The following is a 20,453-nucleotide window of genomic DNA, read 5'->3' as shown; positions in this document are numbered from 1 at the left end:
CCAAATGTCATTGTCTCGTGGCTGCTCCATAATTCGAGCGCCACGGAGCGATTTATTTTTCGGAACAATTGCAGGCGCCCTTGGACGCGTTGGCGACCAAGGGTCCACTGCCGGATGAATATGCGCTGAAGCTAATATAATGACAATACCGGACATGCCGATAGCAGCCACCGGGATTGCGGAGGTGATCTGGCTGGATCACAGCTCGGCCAATGGCATCGAGCTCGGGCCGGAAAGCAGCGGCGTCTCCGCCACCTCACATCGGGCGTTTGGGTTCGCTCTTTGATGGCGTCGCCGTGTCGGAATCGGATTTCTTGTGCTTGTCGGCGGCAATCCTGCGGATGCGGTCGAAGCGGCTTTCCTCGGTTTTTTCGGTCGTGACGACCGTCTCTGGCTTCTGCACGAACGTGATCATGGATCCGTCTCCTGGGCTAGAGGCCTGTACGCCGGGAGAAAATCCCCCGGCGGTAGTTATCCCATCTCGACTCAGCAAGGAGCCGGGGGCTGATTCAGGTCAGGCCTGAAAGGTGACTTCCATGAAGCCACCTTCGCAGACCGGCCGAATCTTTAGTAGCCGCCCATGCCGCCACCGCCACCACCCGCAGGGGCAGCGTCTTTCGGCGGAATGTCACTGATCATCGCCTCGGCGGTGATCAGCAGGGCTGCGATCGAGCCGGCATCCTGCAGTGCGGTGCGCACCACTTTCGCCGGATCGACGATGCCCGCCTTGATCATGTCGACATAGGTCTCGTTCTGGGCGTCAAAACCCTGATTGTGGTCCTTGCTGTCGGTGAGCTTGCCGACGACGATGGAGCCTTCGACGCCGGAATTCTCGGCTATCTGGCGGATCGGCGCTTCAAGCGCCCGCAGCACGATCGTGATGCCGGCCGTCACATCGGCATTGGCGCCGGTCAGGCCGCCAAGCACGGTCCTTGCACGCAGCAGAGCGACGCCGCCGCCGGGCACAATGCCTTCTTCAACCGCCGCGCGCGTGGCATTCAGCGCGTCGTCGATGCGGTCCTTCTTTTCCTTGACTTCCGACTCGGTGACGCCGCCGACGCGGATGACGGCAACGCCGCCGGCGAGCTTGGCCAGCCGCTCCTGCAGCTTTTCCTTGTCGTAGTCGGAGGTCGTCTCCTCGATCTGGCCCTTGATCTGGGTGATGCGCGCCTGGATCGTCGCCTTGGTGCCGGCGCCGTCGATGATGGTGGTGGTGTCCTTCTCGATCAGCACGCGCTTGGCGCGGCCGAGCATCTCGATGGTAACGTTTTCGAGCTTGATGCCGAGATCTTCCGAGATCATCTGGCCGGATGTGAGCACCGCGATGTCTTCCAGCATCGCCTTGCGGCGATCGCCGAAGCCCGGGGCCTTGACGGCCGCGACCTTGAGGCCGCCGCGCAGTTTGTTGACGACCAGCGTGGCCAGAGCCTCGCCCTCAACGTCCTCGGAGATGATCAGCAGCGGCCTGCCGCTCTGCACCACCGCTTCGAGGATCGGCAGCATCGCCTGCAGATTGCCGAGCTTCTTCTCGTGGATGAGGATGTAGGGCTCTTCCAGTTCGACGCGCATCTTGTCGGCATTGGTAACGAAATAGGGCGAGAGATAGCCGCGGTCGAACTGCATGCCTTCGACGACGTCGAGTTCGGTCTCGGCGGTCTTGGCTTCCTCGACGGTGATGACGCCGTCATTGCCGACCTTGTCCATCGCCTTGGCAATCATTTCGCCGACGCTGGCATCGCCATTGGCAGCGATGGTACCGACTTGTGCGATCTCGGCCGACGACTTGACCTTCTTGGCCCGCGCCTGGATTTCCTTGACCACAGCAGAAACCGCCTGGTCGATGCCGCGCTTCAAATCCATCGGGTTCATGCCGGCGGCGACCAGCTTGGCGCCTTCGCGCAGGATCGAAGCGGCCAGCACCGTTGCGGTGGTGGTGCCGTCACCGGCGAGATCATTGGTCTTCGAGGCAACTTCGCGCACCATCTGCGCGCCCATGTTCTCGAACTTGTCGGCAAGTTCGATTTCCTTGGCGACGGTGACGCCGTCCTTGGTGATGCGCGGCGCGCCATAGGCCTTGTCGATGATGACGTTGCGGCCCTTGGGGCCGAGCGTGACCTTCACCGCATTGTTGAGGATCTCGACGCCGCGCAGCATGCGATCGCGCGCATCGGTGGAGAATTTGATTTCCTTGGCAGACATGATTTTTATCCAGTTCGTTCGGAGAAAGTGAGATCAGGCAGCCTTCTTGGCGGCCACGGTCTTCTCGATCACGGGCTTCTCGATAATGCCCATAATGTCGGCTTCCTTCATGATCAGAAGGTCCTCGCCGTCGATCTTGACCTCGGTGCCCGACCATTTGCCGAACAGGATGAAGTCGCCGGCCTTGACGTCGAGCGGAACAAGTGCGCCGTTTTCGTCGCGTGCGCCAGGGCCGACAGCGACGACTTCGCCCTCCTGCGGCTTTTCCTTGGCAGTGTCGGGAATGATGATCCCGCCCTTGGATTTGATATCGCCTTCGGCGCGACGAATGACGACGCGGTCGTGGAGAGGCCGAAATTTCATGGGAACTTTCTTTCTGGGGCCGGCACAGGCGGCCACGCCCCTCCTCTATAGACGCGTTGGCACTCGATAGATAGGAGTGCCAAAAATTATTCACGAGCCGAATTAAATATTCAAAAGTATTATTTCGGTCTGCCGTTTCGTGATATCGACAGGGCGTCAAATATTTCAAAAGATTGAATTTTGCCGATCGAGTGCCTATTTATCGGACAAGTTCATTTTCACGATTTCACGAACAAGGGAGATTTCTTCGATGGCCGAAGGCAATCAGACGATCATGGAAAAAGCTGAAGCCCGCTTTGTCGACAAGCAGAAAAAGACGGCGGAGAAAAACAAGGCAACCGCCGAATACATGTCCGAGGCAAGGGCCAGGGAGATCAAGACGGCAAGGCTGAGAGAGCTTCGGCTGGCCAAGGAAGAAGCCGACCGCGTCGCCGAGGCCCTGAACCCGACACCGAAGAAGAAGCGGGTGACCAAGAAAGCCACGGAGGTAAAGACATGAGTCTCACCTTCCCCAACCGCAGCCGCAGCTATGACGAAGCCGGCCAGCGCATCCGTTTCGTCGGCCATGACGGAATGTTCCAGATCTCCTTCTCCGTCGCCGCCGACGCCATGGCCAAGATGCGGCCGGGAACTGCTGCCGATGAAGCCGGCTACCTCCAGACATTCGACACCGAGAGCAGCGCCATCCGTGAGGTGGCGTCGAAGGCCTACGGCCGCACCCACAAGAGCATGTATGTGCTGACGGCAGCCGATTTCAGCTGATCAGCCTAATGTATGTCGCTTAAAAGTGAGCTCGGTTTTGAGACAACGACATGCTTGGAAATGACGATTAAAGGTCCATCTCCTCGACCATCGTGCGTATCTTTTCAGCTTTTTCAAAATGATCGAGGCGGTGGGTTCTGATCCACCATTCGGCGGCTTCCATCAGGAGTTCGGGGTCGTCGTTCCTGTTGGCGAAGAACGCATAGAACGACACGCCGACGCCGGTCCCTTTTTCGGCGATCTTGCGGTCGCAGATTTCTAGTATCTTGTGCTTCAGGCTGGCTCTCACGGGATTCCTTTGATTTGCGGTGCGCAGGCTGCTGCCGGCGCCGAAACCCTGACGCAACGGCCGATACGGTTCAGGGCTTGCGCTCGGCCCGTTCGCGGCGCTTGACGTCGCGGATATTCATCTGCACGACCATGTCCTCCGCCTCGCGCGGACCCATGCCGACCATCACCTTTTGCCGGACCACCGCAGGCTGGCCAGTGAAGACATCGATGATGCTCCAGCTCTGGGGAAGCTCCATGCGCAGCGTGTAGCGGTTGGCCATGCCGGTCAGCCCTGCATCATGAAGAACACGGCGCCCAGGATCAGCACCGTCCAGGCGACGACCGACAGTTTCAGCACCATGCCGCCATGCGCGGCCAGAAGATCCCGTAGGCGCGACACGACACCCGCCGGCCGGGCCGGTGCGGCCACAAACGTGACAGGCGCTTTGAGGCCAAGTTTTCCAAAGACGGGCAGCAGCGAAGGTTCACGCACGAAAATGACCTCGAATGTCGGGAAGAGCGGAGCAAGAACGCTCATGTCCCTTTATAGCACCCTTTCGCGAACGACCTGCATGCCAAAATGCAACACAGGACTGCTTTAGCGGCCGGTCTGCACCGCCTTCGGAATGCGCAAATCTACTCGCTGGGAATTGACTGCCCTTGGGCAGATTGGAACTGCTGTTCGACGCGAGATTTTGGAGGCCTCGCCTCGGGATCGAACCGAGGCTTCAGAGATTTGCAGTCTCCAGCGTAGCCGCTCCGCCACGAGGCCATGGCTATTGAAGTAGCGGCCAAACATTTACGGAAAGGTTAATCCCGAGGGATTGTTCAGGATTTTTGGCAGCGATTTTCAGAACGCGCCAGCACGTGTGTTGGAGAGGCTTGCCCAACCAACTTTCCCCTTGAACGATCACCGGATCTGGCCTAGCCTTGAGTTGAGAAAAGGTTTTTCCAAACATCTCCGATCGGGCTTGGCCATGTGCCGGGTCATTTTCGAGCCAGCAAGAGAAAACCTTTTCCCAACTAAGGATTCTCGACGCGATGCCATCGGACGATCTGCCTGTTCCGGTCTTTTCCAAGCCAGTCACCTTGCGTGACGTGGCCGCGCAGGCAGGAGTCAGCGTCGCCACCGCATCGAAGGCGCTCAATGACCAGGGACGGATGACCGCCGAGACGCGCGAGCGTATCCGCGAGACGGCCCGGCGGCTCGGCTTCCGGCCCAACAGCCTGGCGCAGAGCCTGCTGAGGCGGCGCAGCTTCACCGTCGGCCTGCTCACCAACGATACCTATGGCCGCTTCTCGCTGCCGCTGATGTCGGGCATTTCGGACGCGCTGGTCGACAATGGCGTCTCGGTGTTCCTGTGCAACGTCGAGGAGGACCCGCGGCTGGGCCAGATGCATGTCGACGCCATGCTGGACAAGCGCGTCGACGGCATCATCGCCACCGGCAAGCGCATCGATCGCCATCTGCCCGTCGACCTCTCCAATCTGCGCGTCCCGGTGATCTATGCCTTCACCCAGCCCGATCCCGACGCCATCGCCTTCGTCTCGGACGACGCCGACGGCGCCAGGCTGGCGGTCGAACATCTGTGCCGGCTGGGCTGGAAGCGCATCGCCCATGTCACCGGACCGGCGAGCTTTGCCGTGGTGCACGCCCGCGCCCAGGCTTACCGCGACGTGCTGACCGAAAACGGCCTGCCGGTCACCGAGCCGCTGCTCGGCTCCTGGTCGGAAGCCTGGGGTCACGAAGCGGTGGCGCAACTGTTCGACAGGGGGAAAAAAAGGCCGGACGCCGTCTTCTGTGGCAACGACCAGATCGCACGTGGCGTCATCGATGCCTTGCGCGAGCGCGGCTTGAGCGTTCCTGGCGATGTCGGCGTGATCGGTTTCGACAATTGGGAGATCGTGGCCGAGGCGACGCGCCCGCCGCTGACCTCAATCGACATGAACCTGATCGCACTCGGGCGCGAGGCCGGGCTGACCCTGCTTTCGCTGGTCGGCGGCAAGCCCGCCGCGCCGGGCATTCGAAAACTGCCGTGCCGGCTGGTGGTGCGGCAGTCATGCGGCCATCCGTTGGATGGCTGAAGACGAAGCGCCGCGTGATCGGCGCCAAGCCGCGGAGCGCGGTCAAACCTGGAGGAGGAGAATATGAGGAACCTGATTGCCAAACTGACCCTGGCCGCTGCCGTGCTGGGCAGCGGTCTCGGCACTGCCGCCGCCGAAACGGCCAATATCTGGGTGCGTGCCGACGGCTCGAATTTCATGCCGAGGATCGTCGATGCCTACAACAAGGCGCACACCAACCAGATCAAGCTGGATATCATCCCCAATGCCGAGATCATCCCGAAATACGGTGCTGCGGCCGCCGGCGGCACTGCGCCCGACGCGCTTTCGCTCGACCTGATCTACACGCCCTCCTTCGCCGCTGCCGGCCAGTTGGAGGACATCACCGACTGGGCCAAGTCCCTGCCCTATTTCGCCAGCCTGTCGCCGGCGCATGTGAAGACCGGCACCTACAAGGACCACATTTACGGCCTGCCGTTCTCCGCCGACGCCTCGGTGCTGATCTGGAACAAGAAACTGTTCAAGCAGGCCGGCCTCGACCCTGAAAAAGGCCCGGCCAACTGGGCCGAGATCGCGGCCGACGCCGAGAAGGTCAACGCGCTCGGCGGCAACATCAAGGGCTTCTACTTCTCCGGCAATTGCGGTGGCTGCAACATCTTCACCTTCACGCCGCTGATCTGGGCGTCGGGTGGCGACATCCTGAGCGAGGACGGCTCGAAGGCGACGCTGGACAGCCCGCAATTGCGCGGCGCCATCGATCTCTACCGGTCGATGGTCAAGAAGGATCTGGTGCCGGCAGGCGCACAGACCGACACCGGCGCCAATTTCTTTGCCGCCTTCGCCGCCGGCAATATCGGCATCTCGCCGTCCGGCGCCTTCGCCATCGGCGCGCTCAACACCCAGTATCCCGATATCGACTACGGCGTCACCTTCCTGCCGGGCAAGGACAGCGGCTGGTCGTCCTTTGCCGGAGGCGACAATTTCGTGGTCACCAAGGGCACCACCAAACTGCCCGTGGTCAAGGAGTTCCTCGATTTCGCCTATTCGCTCGAGGGTCAGACCATCCTCGCCAAATACGGCAGCCTGCCGGTGCGCGGCGACATCGCCAAGGACGCGTTGAAGGATCTCGATCCGCGCTATCAGATCGCAGCCGAGGCCATGGCCAAAGGCAAGACACCCTATTCGGTGGTGTTCAACGACCTGATCAACTCCGCCAACGGCCCGTGGACGCAGATGATCAACGAGGTCTTCTTCGGCGACGATGTCGACGGCGCTATAGCCAATGCGCAGGAAACGATGCAGTCGATCATCGACCAGGCGCCGCAGAAGTAGCGGACGCCTGCCGGCCACCCGCCTGTCTCCCTAGGTGGGTGGCCGGCGCGCTCCTTACCCTCCCCCTTGTGGGGAGGGTCGCTGCGAAGCAGCGGGGTGGGGGCGGCGCCAAGCCCCCCACCCGGACCTACGGTCCGACCTCCCCACAAGGGGGAGGTCGGGCGGCCAACTGGATCTAACCGAAAAACAGTCCACGCATGAGCTCCATCGCAGCAACCACCGCCGCACCACGCGCCCGAAAGCTCACCGGCGCCAGCCGCCAACAATGGATCGGCCTGCTCTATGTCGCGCCGGCTGTCGCGCTGGTCGTCGTCTTCTTCCTGATACCGCTCGGCATGACTGCTTGGATGTCGCTGCACAACTGGCCCTTGATGGGCGAGCACAGCTATATCGGCCTCGGCAACTATGTCGCCATCCTGCGCGACACCAGGTTCTGGAACGCGCTGCGCTTCACCGCCTACTACACCGTGATCGTCACCATCGCGATCTTCGTGGTGGCGTTTCCACTGGCGCTGTTCGTCGAACGGCCGCGGCCGCTGACCAATCTTTACCGCACCATGTTCTTCATGCCGGCGGTTGTCGGCTTTGCCTCGGCCAGCCTGCTCTGGTCATGGCTGTTGAACGTCGATTCCGGCCTGTTCAGCCCGGCCGCCTACGACCTTGGCCTGATTGACAGGAAGTTCAACCTTTTGGCCACTTTCCAGCCAGCCTTCTGGTCGATCATCGCCATGGTCGTCTGGAAGGTCGCTGGCTTCACCATGATCATCCTGATGGCCGGCCTGCAATCGATCCCGCAGGATCTGCAGGAGGCGGCCGTCATCGACGGTGCCGGTCCGTTCGCCAGGTTCAGGGCGATCACTTTGCCGCTGATGCGCCGCACGCTGGCCCTGGCGCTGATCCTGTCGGTCGCCGGCTCGATCCTCGCCTTCGACCAGTTCTACATCATCCTGCGCGGCGGCCCGCGCAACCAGACGCTGACGGCGGTCTACTGGATATTCAACCAGTCCTTCGTGTCGTTCAAGCTCGGCTACGGCGCGGCTTTATCGATGGTGCTGCTGGTGATCCTGGTAGCGCTCAGCCTTGTCCAGTTGTGGCTGCTGCGCAAACCGGAGGGGCTCGACTGATGGCGCAGGCCGCATCCCGCAACCGCAAGCTGTTGGCCCGCATCGGCGAGCATTCGACCGGCATCATTGCCTCGGTGCTGTTTGCCGCGCCGATCGTGTGGGCGGTGCTGTCGGCGTTCAAGCCGGCGGCCGAAGCGCGCCTGCCGCCGCTGCCGCCCTGGCCAACGTCGGGCTTCTCGCTGGAAAACTATGCCACGCTCAACAGCTTCGGCGACGGGCTGTGGGTCTCGGCGCAAAACAGCATCTATGTCTCGGTGATGACCGTGGTGCTGTCGGTCGCCGTCAGCGTGCTGGCCGGCTACGGTTTTTCACGCTTCCGATTTCCGTTCAAGAACCTGTTCTTCATCCTCATCCTGTCGACGATCATGATCCCGTTCCAGTCGATCCTGACGCCGATCTTCCTGGTGCTGACCAAGCTTGGCCTGCACAACACGCTGACCGGCCTGGTCGGCGTCTATGTGACGCTGCAGCTGCCGTTCTCGATTTTCATGATGCGCAACGCCTTCGACGCGGTGCCGCGCGAGATCGAGGAAGCCGCCCGCATGGACGGCGCCAGCAATCTCACCATGCTGTTGAAGGTGATGCTGCCGCTGGTCTGGCCGGGTGTAGTCACCATCGCGCTGTTTGCCTTCCTTGGCGCCTGGAACGAATTCCTCGCCGCCCTCGTGCTGATGACCGACCAGTCCAAATTCACGCTGCCGGTGATGATGACCGCACTGCAGTCGGGCCGCTTCGGCGCCATCGACTGGGGCGCGGTTCAGGCGGGCGTCACCGTGATGATGGTGCCATGCCTCATCCTCTTCCTGGCGCTGCAGCGCTTCTACATCCGCGGCCTGATGGCCGGGGCCGTCAAATAGAATGGAGTAAGTTCATGACCGCATCGCCATCCGCCCAAGCGGCAAAACTGGAAAAGAGGCCAAAGCTCGCCTTCCGCCCGCTGCCGGTGCCGCAGGTCGACGTGCACGGCTTCTGGGGCGACCGCGCCGACGCTGTGGCCACACGCACCGCCGATATTCTCTACGAGCGCTGCGTCGAGGCCCGCATGCTGGAGCAGATCGACCCGGACCGGCCCTCGCCCGGCATAGTCATCCCCTTTCACTCGCCCTCTCCCGACGAAGCCGACCGCCAGGGCGCGGAATTCACCGGATCGACGGTGACCACGCAGATGTTCTGGGATTCCGATTTCGGCAAGACGATCGAGACCGCGGCCTATTCGCTCTACCGGCGCAAGAATCCCGAACTGGAGAAGAAGATCGATGCCGTCATCGATATGTATGGCAGGCTGCAGCAAGAGGACGGCTATCTCTCGAGCTGGTACCAGCGCATCCAGCCCGGCAAGCGCTGGACCAATCTGCGCGACTGCCACGAGCTCTATTGCGCCGGCCACCTGATCGAGGGCGCGGTCGCCTACTACCAGGCGACGGGAAAACGCAAGCTGCTCGATATCATGTGCCGCTATGCCGACCATATCGCGTCGGTGCTCGGTCCCGAGCCCGGCAAAAAGAAGGGCTATTGCGGCCATGAGGAGATCGAACTGGCGCTGGTCAAGCTGGCACGGGTGACCGGCGAGCGAAAATACATGGAGCTGGCCAAATACTTCATCGACCAGCGCGGGCAGCAGCCGCATTACTTCGACGAGGAGGCCCGCGCCCGCGGCGCCGACCCGAAGGCCTATCATTTCAAGACCTATGAATACAGCCAGTCGCACCTGCCGGTGCGCGAACAGGACAAGGTCGTCGGCCATGCGGTGCGGGCCATGTATCTCTATTCGGGAATGGCCGACATCGCCACCGAATATGGCGACGACAGCTTACGCGCAGCGCTCGACCTTCTGTGGGACGATCTCACCACCAAGAGCCTCTACATCACCGGCGGACTGGGACCATCGGCACACAATGAGGGTTTCACCAGCGACTACGACCTGCCCAACGAAAGCGCCTATGCCGAGACCTGTGCGGCCGTCGGCCTGGTGTTCTGGGCCAGCCGCATGCTGGGCATGGGTCCGAACGCCCGCTACGCCGATATGATGGAACGCGCCCTCTACAACGGCTCGATTTCGGGCCTGTCGCTCGACGGCTCGCTGTTCTTCTACGAGAACCCATTGGAAAGCCGGGGCAAGCATAACAGATGGAAATGGCATCGCTGCCCGTGCTGCCCGCCCAATATCGGGCGCATGGTCGCCTCGATCGGCAGCTATTTCTACAGCCTGGCCGACGACGCTCTTGCCGTCCATCTCTACGGCGACTCGACAGCCCGCTTCGACATAGCAGGCGTGCCTGTCAGCCTGACGCAGGCGAGCCGCTATCCCTGGGACGGCGCCGTCGGGATCACGCTTGAACCGCGGGCGCCGGTCGAGTTCACGCTGCACTTGCGCATTCCGGCCTGGAGCGCCGGCGCTGCGCTGAAGATCAATGGCGAGACGGTCAAGCTGGCTGAAATCACCAGCGACGGCTACGCCGCGATCAAGCGGACATGGAAAAAGGGCGATCAGGTCCGGCTCGACCTCGACATGCCGATCGAGCGGCTCTACGCCAACCCGCAGGTGCGCCAGGATGCCGGCCGTGTGGCGCTGTCGCGCGGTCCGCTGATCTACTGCGTCGAGGCAACCGACAATGACAGCCAGTTGCATCGCCTGACGTTGCCAAGGACGGCCAGCCTCGAAGCACGGTACCGGCCGGAGCTTCTCGGCGGCGTGGTGACGCTGTCGGCCATAGCGCAGGCCGATGCTGCGGGCGGCTGGCAGAACGGGCTCTACAGGCCCGAGCCGCCCGCCACCGCAGAGACGCGCCTGAACGCCATCCCCTATTTCGCCTGGGACAACCGCGAGCCCGGCGAAATGCTGGTGTGGCTCAGGGACGGGTGAGCTGTGACGTCAGCCCGATCTCTTCGGCCACCAGTTCCTGCAGCCGCCACAGATTGCGGTCGCGAATGCCGCAGGCGTCGAGATGGCGGATCGTCTCGAACAGATATTCGGCACCTGAGCCCCAATGACCGACGGCCGTGGCCAGCGTCGCCGCGATCGCCTGCTTGTCGAGCTTGCCGGCATAGCGCGGATTGGCGGGATCGACGACGAAGCCGAGCGCGCGACATAGGCCGCCTTCGGTTCTAACCTGCAGCCAGCGCGGCACGTTGACGGCGGGCAGGATGGTCATCTCGCGGCGCAGCAGTGCCTCAAGGTTGACGGCCACCGGCTCGGCGATCTCGAACACCATGCCCTGGCATTGGCCGCCGCGGTCGAGCGCCATCATCAGGCCGGGCTGCTCGATCGTCCCGCGAAAACGCTGCACCGTGAAGCAGAACGAACGATGCCAGCCCGTCGCCACTGCTCGCTCGCCGCCCCTCACCTCGCCGGCGGGTTTCCACAGCAGCGAGCCATAGGCAAACAGTTTCACTGGCCCTGCCGGCGCTGTGACCAGCACCTCGTCGCGGATGCGTGCATAGTCGGCGTCGGTCATATAGACCATACCCGGCGTCGGCCCGGCATCCTCGACCGCACGCATGGTGCGTGCGACCAACGCTTCGGTCAGCGCCATCGACGTCTTGCGCGGCGTGGACTTGCGCGGCGGTGCAGCGGAAATCAGCTTGTTCATTTCATGCCCTCGACCGTCGCGTCATTTTGCCGAAGGCAGAGGGATTCTCAAGGGTCCATGTGATTTCAAGGGTCTATGTGACCGGCGGGAAATTCGGCGGCCGATGCCCGGCGGGCGCGACGCGCCCGCCGGGCAATCTATTCTAGTGCTTAGTGCTCCTGCCGCCGATGGGAATGCGCTTCGTCTTGCTCTGTGCCTTTTCGGACTTCGGCAAGGTGACGAACAGCACGCCGTTGCGGAAATCAGCCGCGACCTTGTCCTCTTCGATTTCGAAGCCGATCGGGATGCGACGTTCGAAGCGGCCGTAGAACCGCTCGGAGAACTGACGTTCCTTGTCGTCGCTTTCAGCGTGTTTTTCACCGCGCATCGTCAGGACGCCGTCATCGAGCAGCAGCTCTATGTCCTTTTCCTCCATGCCGGGTATCTCGGCGGTCACGCGGATTTCCTTATCCGTTTCGGAGATTTCCACGCTGGGCCAGCCACCGCCGGCTGAAGACAGTCTGCCTAGGGATGGAAGCCGTGAACCGAAGCCGCGGAACATGTCGTCTACAAGGCGGTTCATCTCGCGATGCAGGCTCATGAACGGATCCTGGTCGCGGTCGCCAGAGAGGGTGTGGACCTGGCTTGGGTCGCGGCTCCATGGCATTAGATCACGAATGGTCATTGCACTTGCTCCTTTCCTGATCCTGTTTGTGGTTCGTTTGTCTGCCCTGGTAGCCATGCTCCGGGACGATGCGCGTCTGACCATTTGCGCCTGCTGTTTCGGTCTGCTCCCCATTGGGAACGTCTGGATTTGTCGCAGGTCTCGCACACACCTTCATCACCTCCGGCCTGATGCCCATTCGATGGCCACCAAACCATCAACCGATGCGGCGCCCATGAAGTGCCGCCCCGTTGATACTGGTGTGGTGGATTTGGGGTCCGTCGCGGTGGCGTCAAGACCCGGTAATGCAATGTGATTGTTGAATTTCAGGTGCCTACGGCATCGGCGGCGTCATCGCCTCGAGCCCTTCGATCGGCGCGTCGCCAAACAGCGCGATCGGGCGGGTGGCCTGATGTCCGCTGGGCCGGAGCCGCCTTCGGCCTCGCCGCCTGCTGGTCGACTGGATCGGCGGCCTGGAGGACAAGGAACAATGCCGCCGGCAAACTGTTCTAGTCTTTGCCGGAGGATGCCATGAACGACGCGTCGGCAAAGCCCGCTGGCCCCGTCCTTTCATCGACGGAGCGCGTCAACACGCTGTCGCATTTCCACCGTGCCGAGATCGCACGCATGGCGGGATGGCGCGATCGGCTCGACAGGACGACCAACTGGGCAATCACAGTGGTGGCGGCGCTGCTTTCGGTGTCGCTGTCGACGGCGAGTGCCCATCACGGCGTGCTGCTGTTTGCCATGCTGCTGATCTTGCTGTTGCTGTGGATCGAGGCGCGCCGCTATCGGTTCTTCGATTTCTATCGGGCTCGCGTGCGCCAGTTCGAGCGCCACTATTTCGCGCAGATCTTTTCCCCGCAGCCCGACTTCGCCTCGGATTGGCTGCTCATTGTCGGCGAAGGCTTGCGCGCGCCAAAATTCCTGCTGTCGCAACGTGTCGCGCTGGCGCGTCGCCTGCGGCGAAATTACCTCTATCTCTTCCTGATCCTGCTGCTCGCCTGGGTCCTCAAGATATCGACCCCCAGCCTTCAGGCCGCGGGCGTCAGGACCGGCTTTGTCGGCTCGCTTCGCGAGGCCATCGACAGCGCCACCCTCGGCCCCATTCCCGGCCTGGCGATCGTGGCAATTGTTGCGGCATTCTATGTCGGGCTATTCGCCTTCGCCTTTTTCGCGGCAGGCGACGACGGCGAACTCTCCTTCGGCGACGTCCATGTTTGACGTTGATGTCCGGCGACAGCCGCTGTCGCGGTCCGCCCAGGTGTTTGAGCGTTCTGTCTTCGATCCTAGATGCCGAAGAACTGCTTGCCAATCATGTAGCCCAACGCCGCCGCCACCAGCGGAAACAGCGCCGGCGCGGCCTTGCCGAGAAGGGAGACCTGCTGGTCCTTCGCCGGCGTGTGGCGTGCATTGCCGAGATTCTTGGTCATCGCTTGCCCCAGTTGAGATATCTATTAGCAAATGCTGATTAACAGCACGACCGCATTAACGGCTTGCAAAGAAAATAGATCGAATAGCCGACCTTTGGCCGTCGCCGCACAGCCGGGGAACCAAAGGAAAACCAGCGCTCGGCGGGAACCGAAACGCGGCTGATCTTGTGCTGGCGCGAAGGCTGCGGTCCGACAGCTGTGGCAACAGCTGAATGGCGAGAACCAAGAGCAACCAGAAAAGATTGTTGACGAACAAGACGATAGAGCCGTGTCTCGATTCAACGAATGAGCGCTGGCTCCCAGTCGCCAAGATCGAACCGGTGCAGTTTGTCCGGCGACTTGAGCAGAGCCATGGCGCGGTTGCCGATCGACAGCGTCGATGCGGCGAACTGCTCGTCGAGGGATGCGTGAGGCGGGTGACTTTGATTGGGGCGCGGGGTCGAATAGCATGCGCCAACGGGACGCGGACTTGAAAAAAATCCGAGAGCCTATGTCGGACTGGCTATGCCTCGTTCGTCCTTGGAATATCGAACAGGCATTCATGAAAGGATCAAGGATATGCCCGGCACCGTACGTTTGCATCGCGTTCTGACGACCAGCCCGGAAAAGGTCTATCGCGCCTTCGTTGAAGCGGATGCGTTGGCCAAGTGGCTTCCGCCGAACGGCTTCACCTGCACGGTCCATCAGCTCGAGGCAAAGGTCGGCGGCACGTTCAAGATGTCCTTCCGCAACTTCACAACCGGCGACAGCCATTCCTTCGGCGGTGAATATCTCGAACTCGTTCCGGCCGAGCGGCTGCTCTATACCGACAGGTTCGACGATCCCAATCTGCCCGGCGAGATACGGGTGACCGTGATCTTGAAAAAAGTGTCGGTCGGCACCGAAATCGACATCACCCAGGCTGGCATTCCGGACGTCATTCCGGTCGAGGCCTGCTATCTCGGCTGGCAGGAGTCGCTCAGAAATTTGGCAAAACTCGTCGAACCCGAGATCAATCAATAGGCGGAGCGTTCTTGTTCATGACCCTAACCAATCGGGACATCGTCGAGCTGACAGCGTGGCGGCGCCAGTTGCACCAGCACCCGGAAATCTCGAATGAGGAGGAGAAGACGGCAAAGGAGGTCGTCGACTTCCTCGCCGACACAGGGCCGGACAAGGTGCTGACCGGATTGGGCGGGCACGGCGTGGCGGCGATATATGACAGCGGCAGAGCGGGGCCGACCGTGCTGTTCCGTTCGGAACTCGATGCGTTGCCAATCGAAGAACTTTCCGGCGTGCCGCATGCATCGCGCGTGCCGGGCAAGTCGCATATGTGCGGCCATGACGGACATACCGCGATCCTGGCGTCCCTTGGCCGCCAGTTGGGGCGCGAGAGGCCCGCAAGGGGCCGTGTCGTGCTGATGTTCCAGCCGGCGGAGGAAACCGGCAATGGCGCGGCCGGCGTCGTCTCCGACCCCCGCTTCGGCGAGATCGCGCCGGATTTCGCTTTTTCGCTGCACAACCTGCCCGGCGTGCCGTTCGGCGAGGTGCGGCTCAAGCCTGGTGTGGTCAATTGTGCTTCGCGCGGCATGCGCATCGTGCTGGAGGGCAAGACCGCGCATTCGTCGATGCCCGAGACCGGCACCTCGCCGATGATGGCGATCAGCCAGCTGATGCCGGCGCTGCCTGCACTTGGGCGCGGAACCTTCGCCGACGACGATTTCTCAATGCTGACCGTCACCCATGCCGCGATGGGCGAAGCCGTGTTCGGCATCGCACCCGGTCATGCCGAGGTGTGGGCGACATTGCGGACCCGTCGCGACGAGCGCATGGCAGATCTGTGCGCCACCGCCGAGGCGCTGGTCGCGAAGATCGCCGGCGAGCATCGCCTTTCCGCCCGGTGGGACTATCACGAGATCTTCGTCGCCAGTGTCAATGCAACCGATGCGGTGGAGCACCTGCAGCGCGCGCTCGACGAAGAGGGTGTCGCGCACGGCGAAGAAGCCCTGCCGATGCGCGCTTCGGAAGATTTCGGCCTGTTCGGCCACAGCGCTTCATCGGCCATGTTCTTCCTCGGTGCAGGCGAGCGGCATCCTGCTTTGCACAATCCGGACTATGATTTTCCAGATGATTTGATCCCGATCGGATCGAAAATCTTCATGCGCACGGCGCGCAACCTTCTGGGCTGACTTCCACCGGAGACATGGCAGGCCGCGGCTAATGACGCTTGAAGTACTGGACCTCCCGTTCGTGCTTCTCAGCGGCCTCCCGCGATTTGAACGTACCGAGATTTCTGCGCTTGTGGGTTTTTGGGTCGACTTTCCGGGAATAGAGGCGGTACTCCCCGGACTTGAGCTTACGGATCATGGCAACCTCCTGTGCCAACACTAAATCCTTCAGGGCCATGCCGGTTCCGTCAACCCTTTTGGGCTGCAAAACGCGAAGCAGCCAGCCACACTTGCCGGCTTGTTTCCAACGGGGTGGCGGGAAGCGGGTGGCGACCTATGTCAGAAGTGCGTGGGTGGACCCAAGAACGGAAGTCTGGCTTGAAAGGAACACGCGAATGCCAGGGAATGCGATACCAAAGAACATGATTTGCCTCTGGTTCGACAAGGACGCGGAGGCCGCGGCTCGCTTCTACGCAGAGACCTTTCCCGACACCAAGGTGGGTGCCGTTCACCATTCGCCGAGCGATTTTCCGTCCGGCAAGAAGGGCGACGTGTTGACGGTCGAATTCACAGTCGCAGGCATTCCTTGCATCGGATTGAACGGTGGCTCCGCGTTCAAGCAAAGCGAGGCCTTCTCCTTCCAGATCGCCACCGACGATCAGCAGGAAACCGACCGTTACTGGAATGCCATCGTCGGCAATGGCGGCCAGGAGAGCGTTTGCGGCTGGTGCAAGGACAAATGGGGCGTGTCCTGGCAAATCACGCCGCGCACGCTGATCGAGGCGATGGCGGCCGGCGGCGACGAAGCCAAACGCGCGTTTGATGCGATGATGGACATGGGGAAGATCGACGTGGGGAAGATCGACGCGGCGCGGCGTGGCTGACGCCCGATCTCAGGCGCGCACTTCTCCCGCGCCTTACCTCATCGACATTAAGTTCGTGATCAGACCCGCCTTGATGTCCAGCACAGGCCGATCGGCCTCCGGATGCCCTATGTCGTTCAGCTGATCGGGCGTCAAATCTGCCAGCACCCTGCGTCTTGCGCGGGTCCGCCACCATTTGTCGAAGGCGGCCATCATCGTTGCTACGCCTTTGCGAACGGACCCGAGCAAGTGTCTTTTCGATGCGCTGGCGCCGGTACGGGTTTCTGTGCGAGCCATTTTCATCTCCCATTTCAAGATGCGGCTGGGAGCGTGCCAGGCGGGTGTTTTCGGGCTGTTCGGCTGCACGTGAACAAAACGGAAAAGTTCGACAAACCGCCGCTAAATCGGTGTTAAATCTGTCCGCCGAAATGCTATTCTGCCGCCGCAGCGGCAAAGTCTGGAGATGATCCGTGCGCATCAGGTTGCTGGGCGGCCTAGAGGTTACATCCCTGGAACACCGGCCAGTCCGCTTCTCCACGCGCAAGACTTCGCTTCTTTTCGCAGCCCTGGTGCTAGCGGGCCGCCGCGGCCATCGTCGCGAACAGCTTTCCGAAGCCTTCTGGCCGGGACGAAGCAATGGGCAGGCACGCAACAGCTTGCGGCAAGCGCTGGTCGACATCAGGCGGTCGTTCCCGAACAGCGAGGATGCCACCGTCCATGTCGATGGGGATCAGGAGGCGGTCGCGCTGATTATCGGTCCGGATGACGTGGACATTTCGATCTTCGACCGGAAACTGGAGGAGGGTAGGATCGCCGATCTTGCCTGCGCGGCGGACCTCTACCGTGGCGACGTCCTTGCGGACGAAGCCATTCCCGACGGTCTGGAGGAGTGGTTTGGACCGTATCAGAGCAAATATCAACGGAAGGCGCGGCAACTGGTGGAACGGCTGAGCCTCGCGCTCTCCGAGCCCGGCTGCGCGGAGGAGACAGCCTGCGAAGGGCTTGCGGAGCGGCTGCTCGCTTCGGACCCGACCGCGGAGGCCGCCCATCGGGCGTTGATGCGGATCCATGTTCTCAGAGGGCACGAAAATGCAGCCTTGCGCCAATTCGAGTCCTGCCGAGCGCTCTTGAAGAAGCATCTGGACGTGGAACCCGAAGCACAGACGACTTCCCTGGCGGCTTCGCTTCAATCACGGGAGGGAACCGCATCGAAGCCCCATGTCGTGTCGCAGCCTCAGGTCCTCTCAGTCGCGGCGAAACATCATGACCGGCCCTCGGTAGCGGTCTTGCCGTTTCAGAATTTGAGCGGGGATACGGAGCAGGAATATTTTGCCGACGGCATAGTGGAGGATATCATTATCGCCCTGGCTCACTTCCGCCACTTGTACGTCATCGCACGGAATTCGAGCTTCACTTACAAGGGGCAGGCCGTCGACATAAAACAGGTCGGGCGCGAGCTGGACGTGCGCTATGTGGTCGAGGGAAGTGTGCGCCGGATGGGTGACCGCCTGCGCATTGCCGGGCAGCTCATCGACACATCGACGGGTGCCCATCTCTGGGCCGATCGTTTTGACGGAACGCTGGCGGATGTATTCGATCTTCAAGATCAGGTTGCCTCAAGCATAGTGGGCGCAATAACCCCGAAAGTGGAGGAGGCCGAGATCGAGCGTGCCAAACGCAAGCCTACAGAGAGCCTCGACGCTTACGACTACTATCTTCGCGGGCTGTCGGCCTTTGACCGGACGATCACCAATAGATCAGCCATCGACGATGCCTTGCAGCTGTTCATGAAGGCGATCGACCGTGACCCGGAGTTCGCCACAGCCCATGCCCGGGCCGCGCGGTGCTATGCCACCAGAAAAAGCAACGGCTGGATGGTCGACCGTGCGGAAGAGATTGCCGAAGCCACTCGACTGGCCAGGAGAGCGGTCGAACTCGGGTGGGACGACGCGGTTGCGCTCTCCTACGGTGGATATGTCCTTGGCTATGTAGGCGGTGACCTCGACAGCAGTGCTGCTTGCATTGATCGCGCGCTCGCGCTCAACCCGAATTTGGCCGCTGCCTTGGGCGTCAATAGCTGGGTGAAGGCTTGCCTGGGCGAGCCTGATAGGGCCATCGAACACGCTGCGCTTGCCATGCGCCTAAGCCCGCTGGATCCTCGCCTGTTCGCTTGGCAGTTTAACACAGGGCTCGCTCATTTTTGTGCTGGCCGCTACGATGACGCCGTCGCTTGGGCGAGAAAGTCATTGCGGCACCAGCCGAACTACCCAAGCGCCATGCGTGTGGTGGCGGCGGGTCATGCCCTGGCGGGGCGGCTTGCAGAAGCACAGGAAATGATTGTCCGGGTGTGCGAATTCGATCCCGCGCTGCGGCTTTCGAATCTGGCCGATATACTGCCACCGTTCCGGCGGCCGGACGATCGCGGTCGGTATATCGAGGCTCTTCAGAAGGCTGGGCTGCCGGAGTAGCACCGTATCAGAGCGAGCGAGACCGCCACGTCTACTTCCACGCGGCCGGACCCGGCAAGCTCATGCGACGGCCCGCACGTCTCCGCAACCAGGTCGAGACAGGAATGCGACGCGATTCTCGGTCAGGTCGGGCTCAAGGGCACTCGCGGCAGGGAAGCTATTTGACCTTGATGACCACCTTGCCCTTGGCGCGTCCTGTTTCGACGTAGGCCAGCGCCTCGTTGGTCGCTTCGAAGGGAAAGACGCGATCGACAACCGGCCGGATAGCGCCGGTTTCGATGAGCGATGTGATCTTGCCCAGCTGCTCGCCCTGCGCCCACATGAAAAGGAACGAGAACGTCACGCCACGGCGCCTGGCTCTGGTACGAATACCGCGGCTCAGCAGGCGCAGCACCAGCTTCAGCATTACGTTCAGTCCCTTATCCCTGGCGAATTCGGGATCCGGCGGACCGGAGATGGAGATGAGCTTGCCACCCGATTTCAGCACAGCGAGGGATTTTTCAAGCGTCTTGGCGTCCTGGCTGTTCAAGACGACGTCGTAGCCCGACAGGACTTTTTCGAAATCGTCTTTCCTGTAGTCGACGACGACATCGGCGCCGAGCCCCTTGACCAGACCGGCACTCGCCGCGCTGGCGGTGGTCGCGACGGTTGCGCCGAGATGCTTTGCCAGCTGGATGGCGAATGTCCCCACGCCGCCGGAACCGGCCTGAATGAAGACCTTCTGTCCCTTCTTCAGGTTTGCCCTTTCGACGAGCGTCTGCCAGGCGGTCAGGCCGACCAGCGGGATCGAGGCTGCCTCCTCCATGCTGAGATTCACAGGCTTCAAGGCCACGTCGGCCTCATCCATGGCGATGAATTCGGCGAACGTCCCGATCCGGCCGTCGCGCGGCCGAGCATAGACATCATCGCCGGCTTTGAATTTGCGGACTTTCGCTCCCACGCGCACTACCCTCCCCGCCACGTCATGGCCCAGGATGAAGGGCCGGCGATAGGGCAAGATGAGCTTGAACTCTCCGGTCTTGACCTTGGAATCGAGCAGGTTTACCGCTGCGGCATGAACCTCGACCAGGACATCGCTGTCCCCGAGTTTCGGCTCCGGCATCTCGGCCAGCCGCAGAGTGCCGTTCTTGCTATACTTGTCGACGACGAATGCCTTCATGGCAGTGACTTTCTGAAAGATTGTTGATGTTCCGGG

General features: G+C 61.8%; 24 protein-coding genes and 1 tRNA gene. 12 read left to right on the top strand and 13 right to left on the bottom strand.

Annotated features, from left to right (window positions below):
• Window positions 1-256 precede the first annotated feature (256 nt).
• The 3 genes from ACSQ3L_RS13485 to ACSQ3L_RS13475 all read right to left on the bottom strand — a co-directional run bounded on the left by ACSQ3L_RS13485 (window position 257) and on the right by ACSQ3L_RS13475 (window position 2,562).
• Window positions 257-415: a hypothetical protein gene (locus ACSQ3L_RS13485; RefSeq protein ID WP_436160394.1), complete on the bottom strand. Its 159-nt coding sequence runs from the start codon at window positions 413-415 to the stop codon at window positions 257-259.
• A 152-nt stretch (window positions 416-567) separates the two neighbouring features.
• Window positions 568-2,199: a chaperonin GroEL gene (groL, locus tag ACSQ3L_RS13480; RefSeq protein WP_436160393.1), complete on the bottom strand. Its 1,632-nt coding sequence runs from the start codon at window positions 2,197-2,199 to the stop codon at window positions 568-570.
• A 33-nt stretch (window positions 2,200-2,232) separates the two neighbouring features.
• On the bottom strand, window positions 2,233-2,562 hold the full coding sequence (locus tag ACSQ3L_RS13475; RefSeq protein WP_436160392.1) for a co-chaperone GroES: 330 nt from the start codon (window positions 2,560-2,562) through the stop codon (window positions 2,233-2,235).
• A 250-nt stretch (window positions 2,563-2,812) separates the two neighbouring features.
• Here ACSQ3L_RS13475 and ACSQ3L_RS13470 point away from each other — a divergent pair, with 250 nt between their 5' ends.
• Window positions 2,813-3,061 (top strand): hypothetical protein, encoded by a 249-nt coding sequence (locus ACSQ3L_RS13470; RefSeq protein ID WP_436160391.1) that lies wholly within the window; start codon window positions 2,813-2,815, stop codon window positions 3,059-3,061.
• Window positions 3,058-3,324, top strand: a complete 267-nt coding sequence (locus ACSQ3L_RS13465) for a DUF1488 domain-containing protein (protein ID WP_436160390.1) — start codon at window positions 3,058-3,060, stop codon at window positions 3,322-3,324. The genes ACSQ3L_RS13470 and ACSQ3L_RS13465 overlap by 4 nt, the downstream gene beginning before the upstream one ends.
• Before the next feature lie 67 nt (window positions 3,325-3,391).
• On the opposite strand, the gene ACSQ3L_RS13460 is transcribed toward ACSQ3L_RS13465, so the two are convergent.
• The 4 genes from ACSQ3L_RS13460 to ACSQ3L_RS13445 form a co-directional block, all read right to left on the bottom strand.
• The gene (locus tag ACSQ3L_RS13460; RefSeq protein ID WP_436160389.1) at window positions 3,392-3,613 is read right to left on the bottom strand and encodes a DUF6500 family protein; all 222 of its coding nucleotides are present in this window, start codon (window positions 3,611-3,613) and stop codon (window positions 3,392-3,394) included.
• A gap of 70 nt (window positions 3,614-3,683) precedes the next feature.
• Window positions 3,684-3,875 carry a hypothetical protein gene (locus tag ACSQ3L_RS13455; protein ID WP_436160388.1) on the bottom strand — a complete coding sequence of 64 codons (192 nt, stop codon included), beginning with the start codon at window positions 3,873-3,875 and terminating at the stop codon, window positions 3,684-3,686.
• A 5-nt stretch (window positions 3,876-3,880) separates the two neighbouring features.
• Complete coding sequence (locus ACSQ3L_RS13450; RefSeq protein WP_436160387.1) at window positions 3,881-4,132, bottom strand: hypothetical protein; 252 nt, start codon at window positions 4,130-4,132, stop codon at window positions 3,881-3,883.
• 158 nt (window positions 4,133-4,290) lie between these two features.
• Window positions 4,291-4,366, bottom strand: a tRNA-Cys gene (locus tag ACSQ3L_RS13445).
• Between the two features lie 269 nt (window positions 4,367-4,635).
• On the opposite strand from ACSQ3L_RS13445, the gene ACSQ3L_RS13440 reads away from it, so the two are divergent.
• From ACSQ3L_RS13440 to ACSQ3L_RS13420, 5 genes are all read left to right on the top strand, one after another.
• Window positions 4,636-5,679 (top strand): LacI family DNA-binding transcriptional regulator, encoded by a 1,044-nt coding sequence (locus ACSQ3L_RS13440; protein WP_436160386.1) that lies wholly within the window; start codon window positions 4,636-4,638, stop codon window positions 5,677-5,679.
• Between the two features lie 63 nt (window positions 5,680-5,742).
• Window positions 5,743-6,990, top strand: a complete 1,248-nt coding sequence (locus ACSQ3L_RS13435; protein WP_436160385.1) for an ABC transporter substrate-binding protein — start codon at window positions 5,743-5,745, stop codon at window positions 6,988-6,990.
• Window positions 6,991-7,187: 197 nt separating this feature from the next.
• Window positions 7,188-8,114, top strand: coding sequence for a carbohydrate ABC transporter permease (locus tag ACSQ3L_RS13430; protein WP_436160384.1), 927 nt, complete (start codon window positions 7,188-7,190; stop codon window positions 8,112-8,114).
• Window positions 8,114-8,971, top strand: coding sequence for a carbohydrate ABC transporter permease (locus ACSQ3L_RS13425; protein ID WP_436160383.1), 858 nt, complete (start codon window positions 8,114-8,116; stop codon window positions 8,969-8,971). The genes ACSQ3L_RS13430 and ACSQ3L_RS13425 overlap by 1 nt, the downstream gene beginning before the upstream one ends.
• Before the next feature lie 14 nt (window positions 8,972-8,985).
• Window positions 8,986-10,977, top strand: a complete 1,992-nt coding sequence (locus ACSQ3L_RS13420; protein ID WP_436160382.1) for a glycoside hydrolase family 127 protein — start codon at window positions 8,986-8,988, stop codon at window positions 10,975-10,977.
• Here ACSQ3L_RS13420 and ACSQ3L_RS13415 read toward each other — a convergent pair.
• Both ACSQ3L_RS13415 and ACSQ3L_RS13410 read right to left on the bottom strand, forming a co-directional pair.
• Window positions 10,964-11,704 carry a gamma-glutamylcyclotransferase gene (locus ACSQ3L_RS13415; protein ID WP_436160381.1) on the bottom strand — a complete coding sequence of 247 codons (741 nt, stop codon included), beginning with the start codon at window positions 11,702-11,704 and terminating at the stop codon, window positions 10,964-10,966. The two genes, ACSQ3L_RS13420 and ACSQ3L_RS13415, sit on opposite strands and share 14 nt — an antisense overlap.
• A gap of 142 nt (window positions 11,705-11,846) precedes the next feature.
• The gene (locus tag ACSQ3L_RS13410) at window positions 11,847-12,368 is read right to left on the bottom strand and encodes an Hsp20/alpha crystallin family protein (protein ID WP_436160380.1); all 522 of its coding nucleotides are present in this window, start codon (window positions 12,366-12,368) and stop codon (window positions 11,847-11,849) included.
• A 510-nt stretch (window positions 12,369-12,878) separates the two neighbouring features.
• On the opposite strand from ACSQ3L_RS13410, the gene ACSQ3L_RS13405 reads away from it, so the two are divergent.
• The gene (locus ACSQ3L_RS13405; protein ID WP_292183383.1) at window positions 12,879-13,571 is read left to right on the top strand and encodes a DUF2270 domain-containing protein; all 693 of its coding nucleotides are present in this window, start codon (window positions 12,879-12,881) and stop codon (window positions 13,569-13,571) included.
• A gap of 65 nt (window positions 13,572-13,636) precedes the next feature.
• Here the strand turns inward: ACSQ3L_RS13405 and ACSQ3L_RS13400 are convergent, their stop codons facing one another.
• A complete protein-coding gene (locus ACSQ3L_RS13400; RefSeq protein WP_292183381.1) occupies window positions 13,637-13,780 on the bottom strand; it encodes a hypothetical protein in 144 nt (47 codons plus the stop codon).
• Between the two features lie 558 nt (window positions 13,781-14,338).
• Here ACSQ3L_RS13400 and ACSQ3L_RS13395 point away from each other — a divergent pair.
• Window positions 14,339-14,782 carry an SRPBCC family protein gene (locus tag ACSQ3L_RS13395; protein WP_436160379.1) on the top strand — a complete coding sequence of 148 codons (444 nt, stop codon included), beginning with the start codon at window positions 14,339-14,341 and terminating at the stop codon, window positions 14,780-14,782.
• Between the two features lie 17 nt (window positions 14,783-14,799).
• Window positions 14,800-15,948: an amidohydrolase gene (locus tag ACSQ3L_RS13390; RefSeq protein WP_436160378.1), complete on the top strand. Its 1,149-nt coding sequence runs from the start codon at window positions 14,800-14,802 to the stop codon at window positions 15,946-15,948.
• A gap of 28 nt (window positions 15,949-15,976) precedes the next feature.
• Here ACSQ3L_RS13390 and ACSQ3L_RS13385 read toward each other — a convergent pair whose 3' ends face one another.
• A complete protein-coding gene (locus ACSQ3L_RS13385) occupies window positions 15,977-16,165 on the bottom strand; it encodes a hypothetical protein (RefSeq protein WP_436163571.1) in 189 nt (62 codons plus the stop codon).
• A gap of 172 nt (window positions 16,166-16,337) precedes the next feature.
• On the opposite strand from ACSQ3L_RS13385, the gene ACSQ3L_RS13380 reads away from it, so the two are divergent.
• Window positions 16,338-16,811: a VOC family protein gene (locus ACSQ3L_RS13380; RefSeq protein WP_436163430.1), complete on the top strand. Its 474-nt coding sequence runs from the start codon at window positions 16,338-16,340 to the stop codon at window positions 16,809-16,811.
• Window positions 16,812-16,844: 33 nt separating this feature from the next.
• Here the strand turns inward: ACSQ3L_RS13380 and ACSQ3L_RS13375 are convergent, their stop codons facing one another.
• Complete coding sequence (locus tag ACSQ3L_RS13375; RefSeq protein ID WP_436160377.1) at window positions 16,845-17,087, bottom strand: DUF1127 domain-containing protein; 243 nt, start codon at window positions 17,085-17,087, stop codon at window positions 16,845-16,847.
• Between the two features lie 173 nt (window positions 17,088-17,260).
• On the opposite strand from ACSQ3L_RS13375, the gene ACSQ3L_RS13370 reads away from it, so the two are divergent.
• Complete coding sequence (locus ACSQ3L_RS13370; protein ID WP_436160376.1) at window positions 17,261-19,258, top strand: BTAD domain-containing putative transcriptional regulator; 1,998 nt, start codon at window positions 17,261-17,263, stop codon at window positions 19,256-19,258.
• 157 nt (window positions 19,259-19,415) lie between these two features.
• Here ACSQ3L_RS13370 and ACSQ3L_RS13365 read toward each other — a convergent pair whose 3' ends face one another.
• Window positions 19,416-20,417 carry an NADP-dependent oxidoreductase gene (locus ACSQ3L_RS13365; protein ID WP_436160375.1) on the bottom strand — a complete coding sequence of 334 codons (1,002 nt, stop codon included), beginning with the start codon at window positions 20,415-20,417 and terminating at the stop codon, window positions 19,416-19,418.
• Between the last annotated feature and the right edge of the window lie 36 nt (window positions 20,418-20,453).

The sequence above is a fragment of the Mesorhizobium sp. LjRoot246 genome, from assembly GCF_964254115.1.
Taxonomy (GTDB): domain Bacteria; phylum Pseudomonadota; class Alphaproteobacteria; order Rhizobiales; family Rhizobiaceae; genus Mesorhizobium.
The sequence above is the reverse complement of the archived record's forward strand: the minus strand, read 5'-3'. Positions and strand labels throughout refer to the sequence as shown.

Excerpts from the sequence above, each read along its gene's own strand:
- ACSQ3L_RS13485 (WP_436160394.1), bottom strand. The coding sequence starts at position 415 with ATGATCACGTTCGTGCAGAAGCCAGAGACGGTCGTCACGACCGAAAAA.
- groL (WP_436160393.1), bottom strand. The coding sequence starts at position 2,199 with ATGTCTGCCAAGGAAATCAAATTCTCCACCGATGCGCGCGATCGCATG.
- ACSQ3L_RS13475 (WP_436160392.1), bottom strand. The coding sequence starts at position 2,562 with ATGAAATTTCGGCCTCTCCACGACCGCGTCGTCATTCGTCGCGCCGAA.
- ACSQ3L_RS13470 (WP_436160391.1), top strand. The coding sequence starts at position 2,813 with ATGGCCGAAGGCAATCAGACGATCATGGAAAAAGCTGAAGCCCGCTTT.
- ACSQ3L_RS13465 (WP_436160390.1), top strand. The coding sequence starts at position 3,058 with ATGAGTCTCACCTTCCCCAACCGCAGCCGCAGCTATGACGAAGCCGGC.
- ACSQ3L_RS13455 (WP_436160388.1), bottom strand. The coding sequence starts at position 3,875 with ATGGCCAACCGCTACACGCTGCGCATGGAGCTTCCCCAGAGCTGGAGC.
- ACSQ3L_RS13450 (WP_436160387.1), bottom strand. The coding sequence starts at position 4,132 with ATGAGCGTTCTTGCTCCGCTCTTCCCGACATTCGAGGTCATTTTCGTG.
- ACSQ3L_RS13440 (WP_436160386.1), top strand. The coding sequence starts at position 4,636 with ATGCCATCGGACGATCTGCCTGTTCCGGTCTTTTCCAAGCCAGTCACC.
- ACSQ3L_RS13435 (WP_436160385.1), top strand. The coding sequence starts at position 5,743 with ATGAGGAACCTGATTGCCAAACTGACCCTGGCCGCTGCCGTGCTGGGC.
- ACSQ3L_RS13430 (WP_436160384.1), top strand. The coding sequence starts at position 7,188 with ATGAGCTCCATCGCAGCAACCACCGCCGCACCACGCGCCCGAAAGCTC.
- ACSQ3L_RS13425 (WP_436160383.1), top strand. The coding sequence starts at position 8,114 with ATGGCGCAGGCCGCATCCCGCAACCGCAAGCTGTTGGCCCGCATCGGC.
- ACSQ3L_RS13420 (WP_436160382.1), top strand. The coding sequence starts at position 8,986 with ATGACCGCATCGCCATCCGCCCAAGCGGCAAAACTGGAAAAGAGGCCA.
- ACSQ3L_RS13415 (WP_436160381.1), bottom strand. The coding sequence starts at position 11,704 with ATGAACAAGCTGATTTCCGCTGCACCGCCGCGCAAGTCCACGCCGCGC.
- ACSQ3L_RS13410 (WP_436160380.1), bottom strand. The coding sequence starts at position 12,368 with ATGACCATTCGTGATCTAATGCCATGGAGCCGCGACCCAAGCCAGGTC.
- ACSQ3L_RS13405 (WP_292183383.1), top strand. The coding sequence starts at position 12,879 with ATGAACGACGCGTCGGCAAAGCCCGCTGGCCCCGTCCTTTCATCGACG.
- ACSQ3L_RS13400 (WP_292183381.1), bottom strand. The coding sequence starts at position 13,780 with ATGACCAAGAATCTCGGCAATGCACGCCACACGCCGGCGAAGGACCAG.
- ACSQ3L_RS13395 (WP_436160379.1), top strand. The coding sequence starts at position 14,339 with ATGCCCGGCACCGTACGTTTGCATCGCGTTCTGACGACCAGCCCGGAA.
- ACSQ3L_RS13390 (WP_436160378.1), top strand. The coding sequence starts at position 14,800 with ATGACCCTAACCAATCGGGACATCGTCGAGCTGACAGCGTGGCGGCGC.
- ACSQ3L_RS13385 (WP_436163571.1), bottom strand. The coding sequence starts at position 16,165 with ATGGCCCTGAAGGATTTAGTGTTGGCACAGGAGGTTGCCATGATCCGT.
- ACSQ3L_RS13375 (WP_436160377.1), bottom strand. The coding sequence starts at position 17,087 with ATGGCTCGCACAGAAACCCGTACCGGCGCCAGCGCATCGAAAAGACAC.
- ACSQ3L_RS13365 (WP_436160375.1), bottom strand. The coding sequence starts at position 20,417 with ATGAAGGCATTCGTCGTCGACAAGTATAGCAAGAACGGCACTCTGCGG.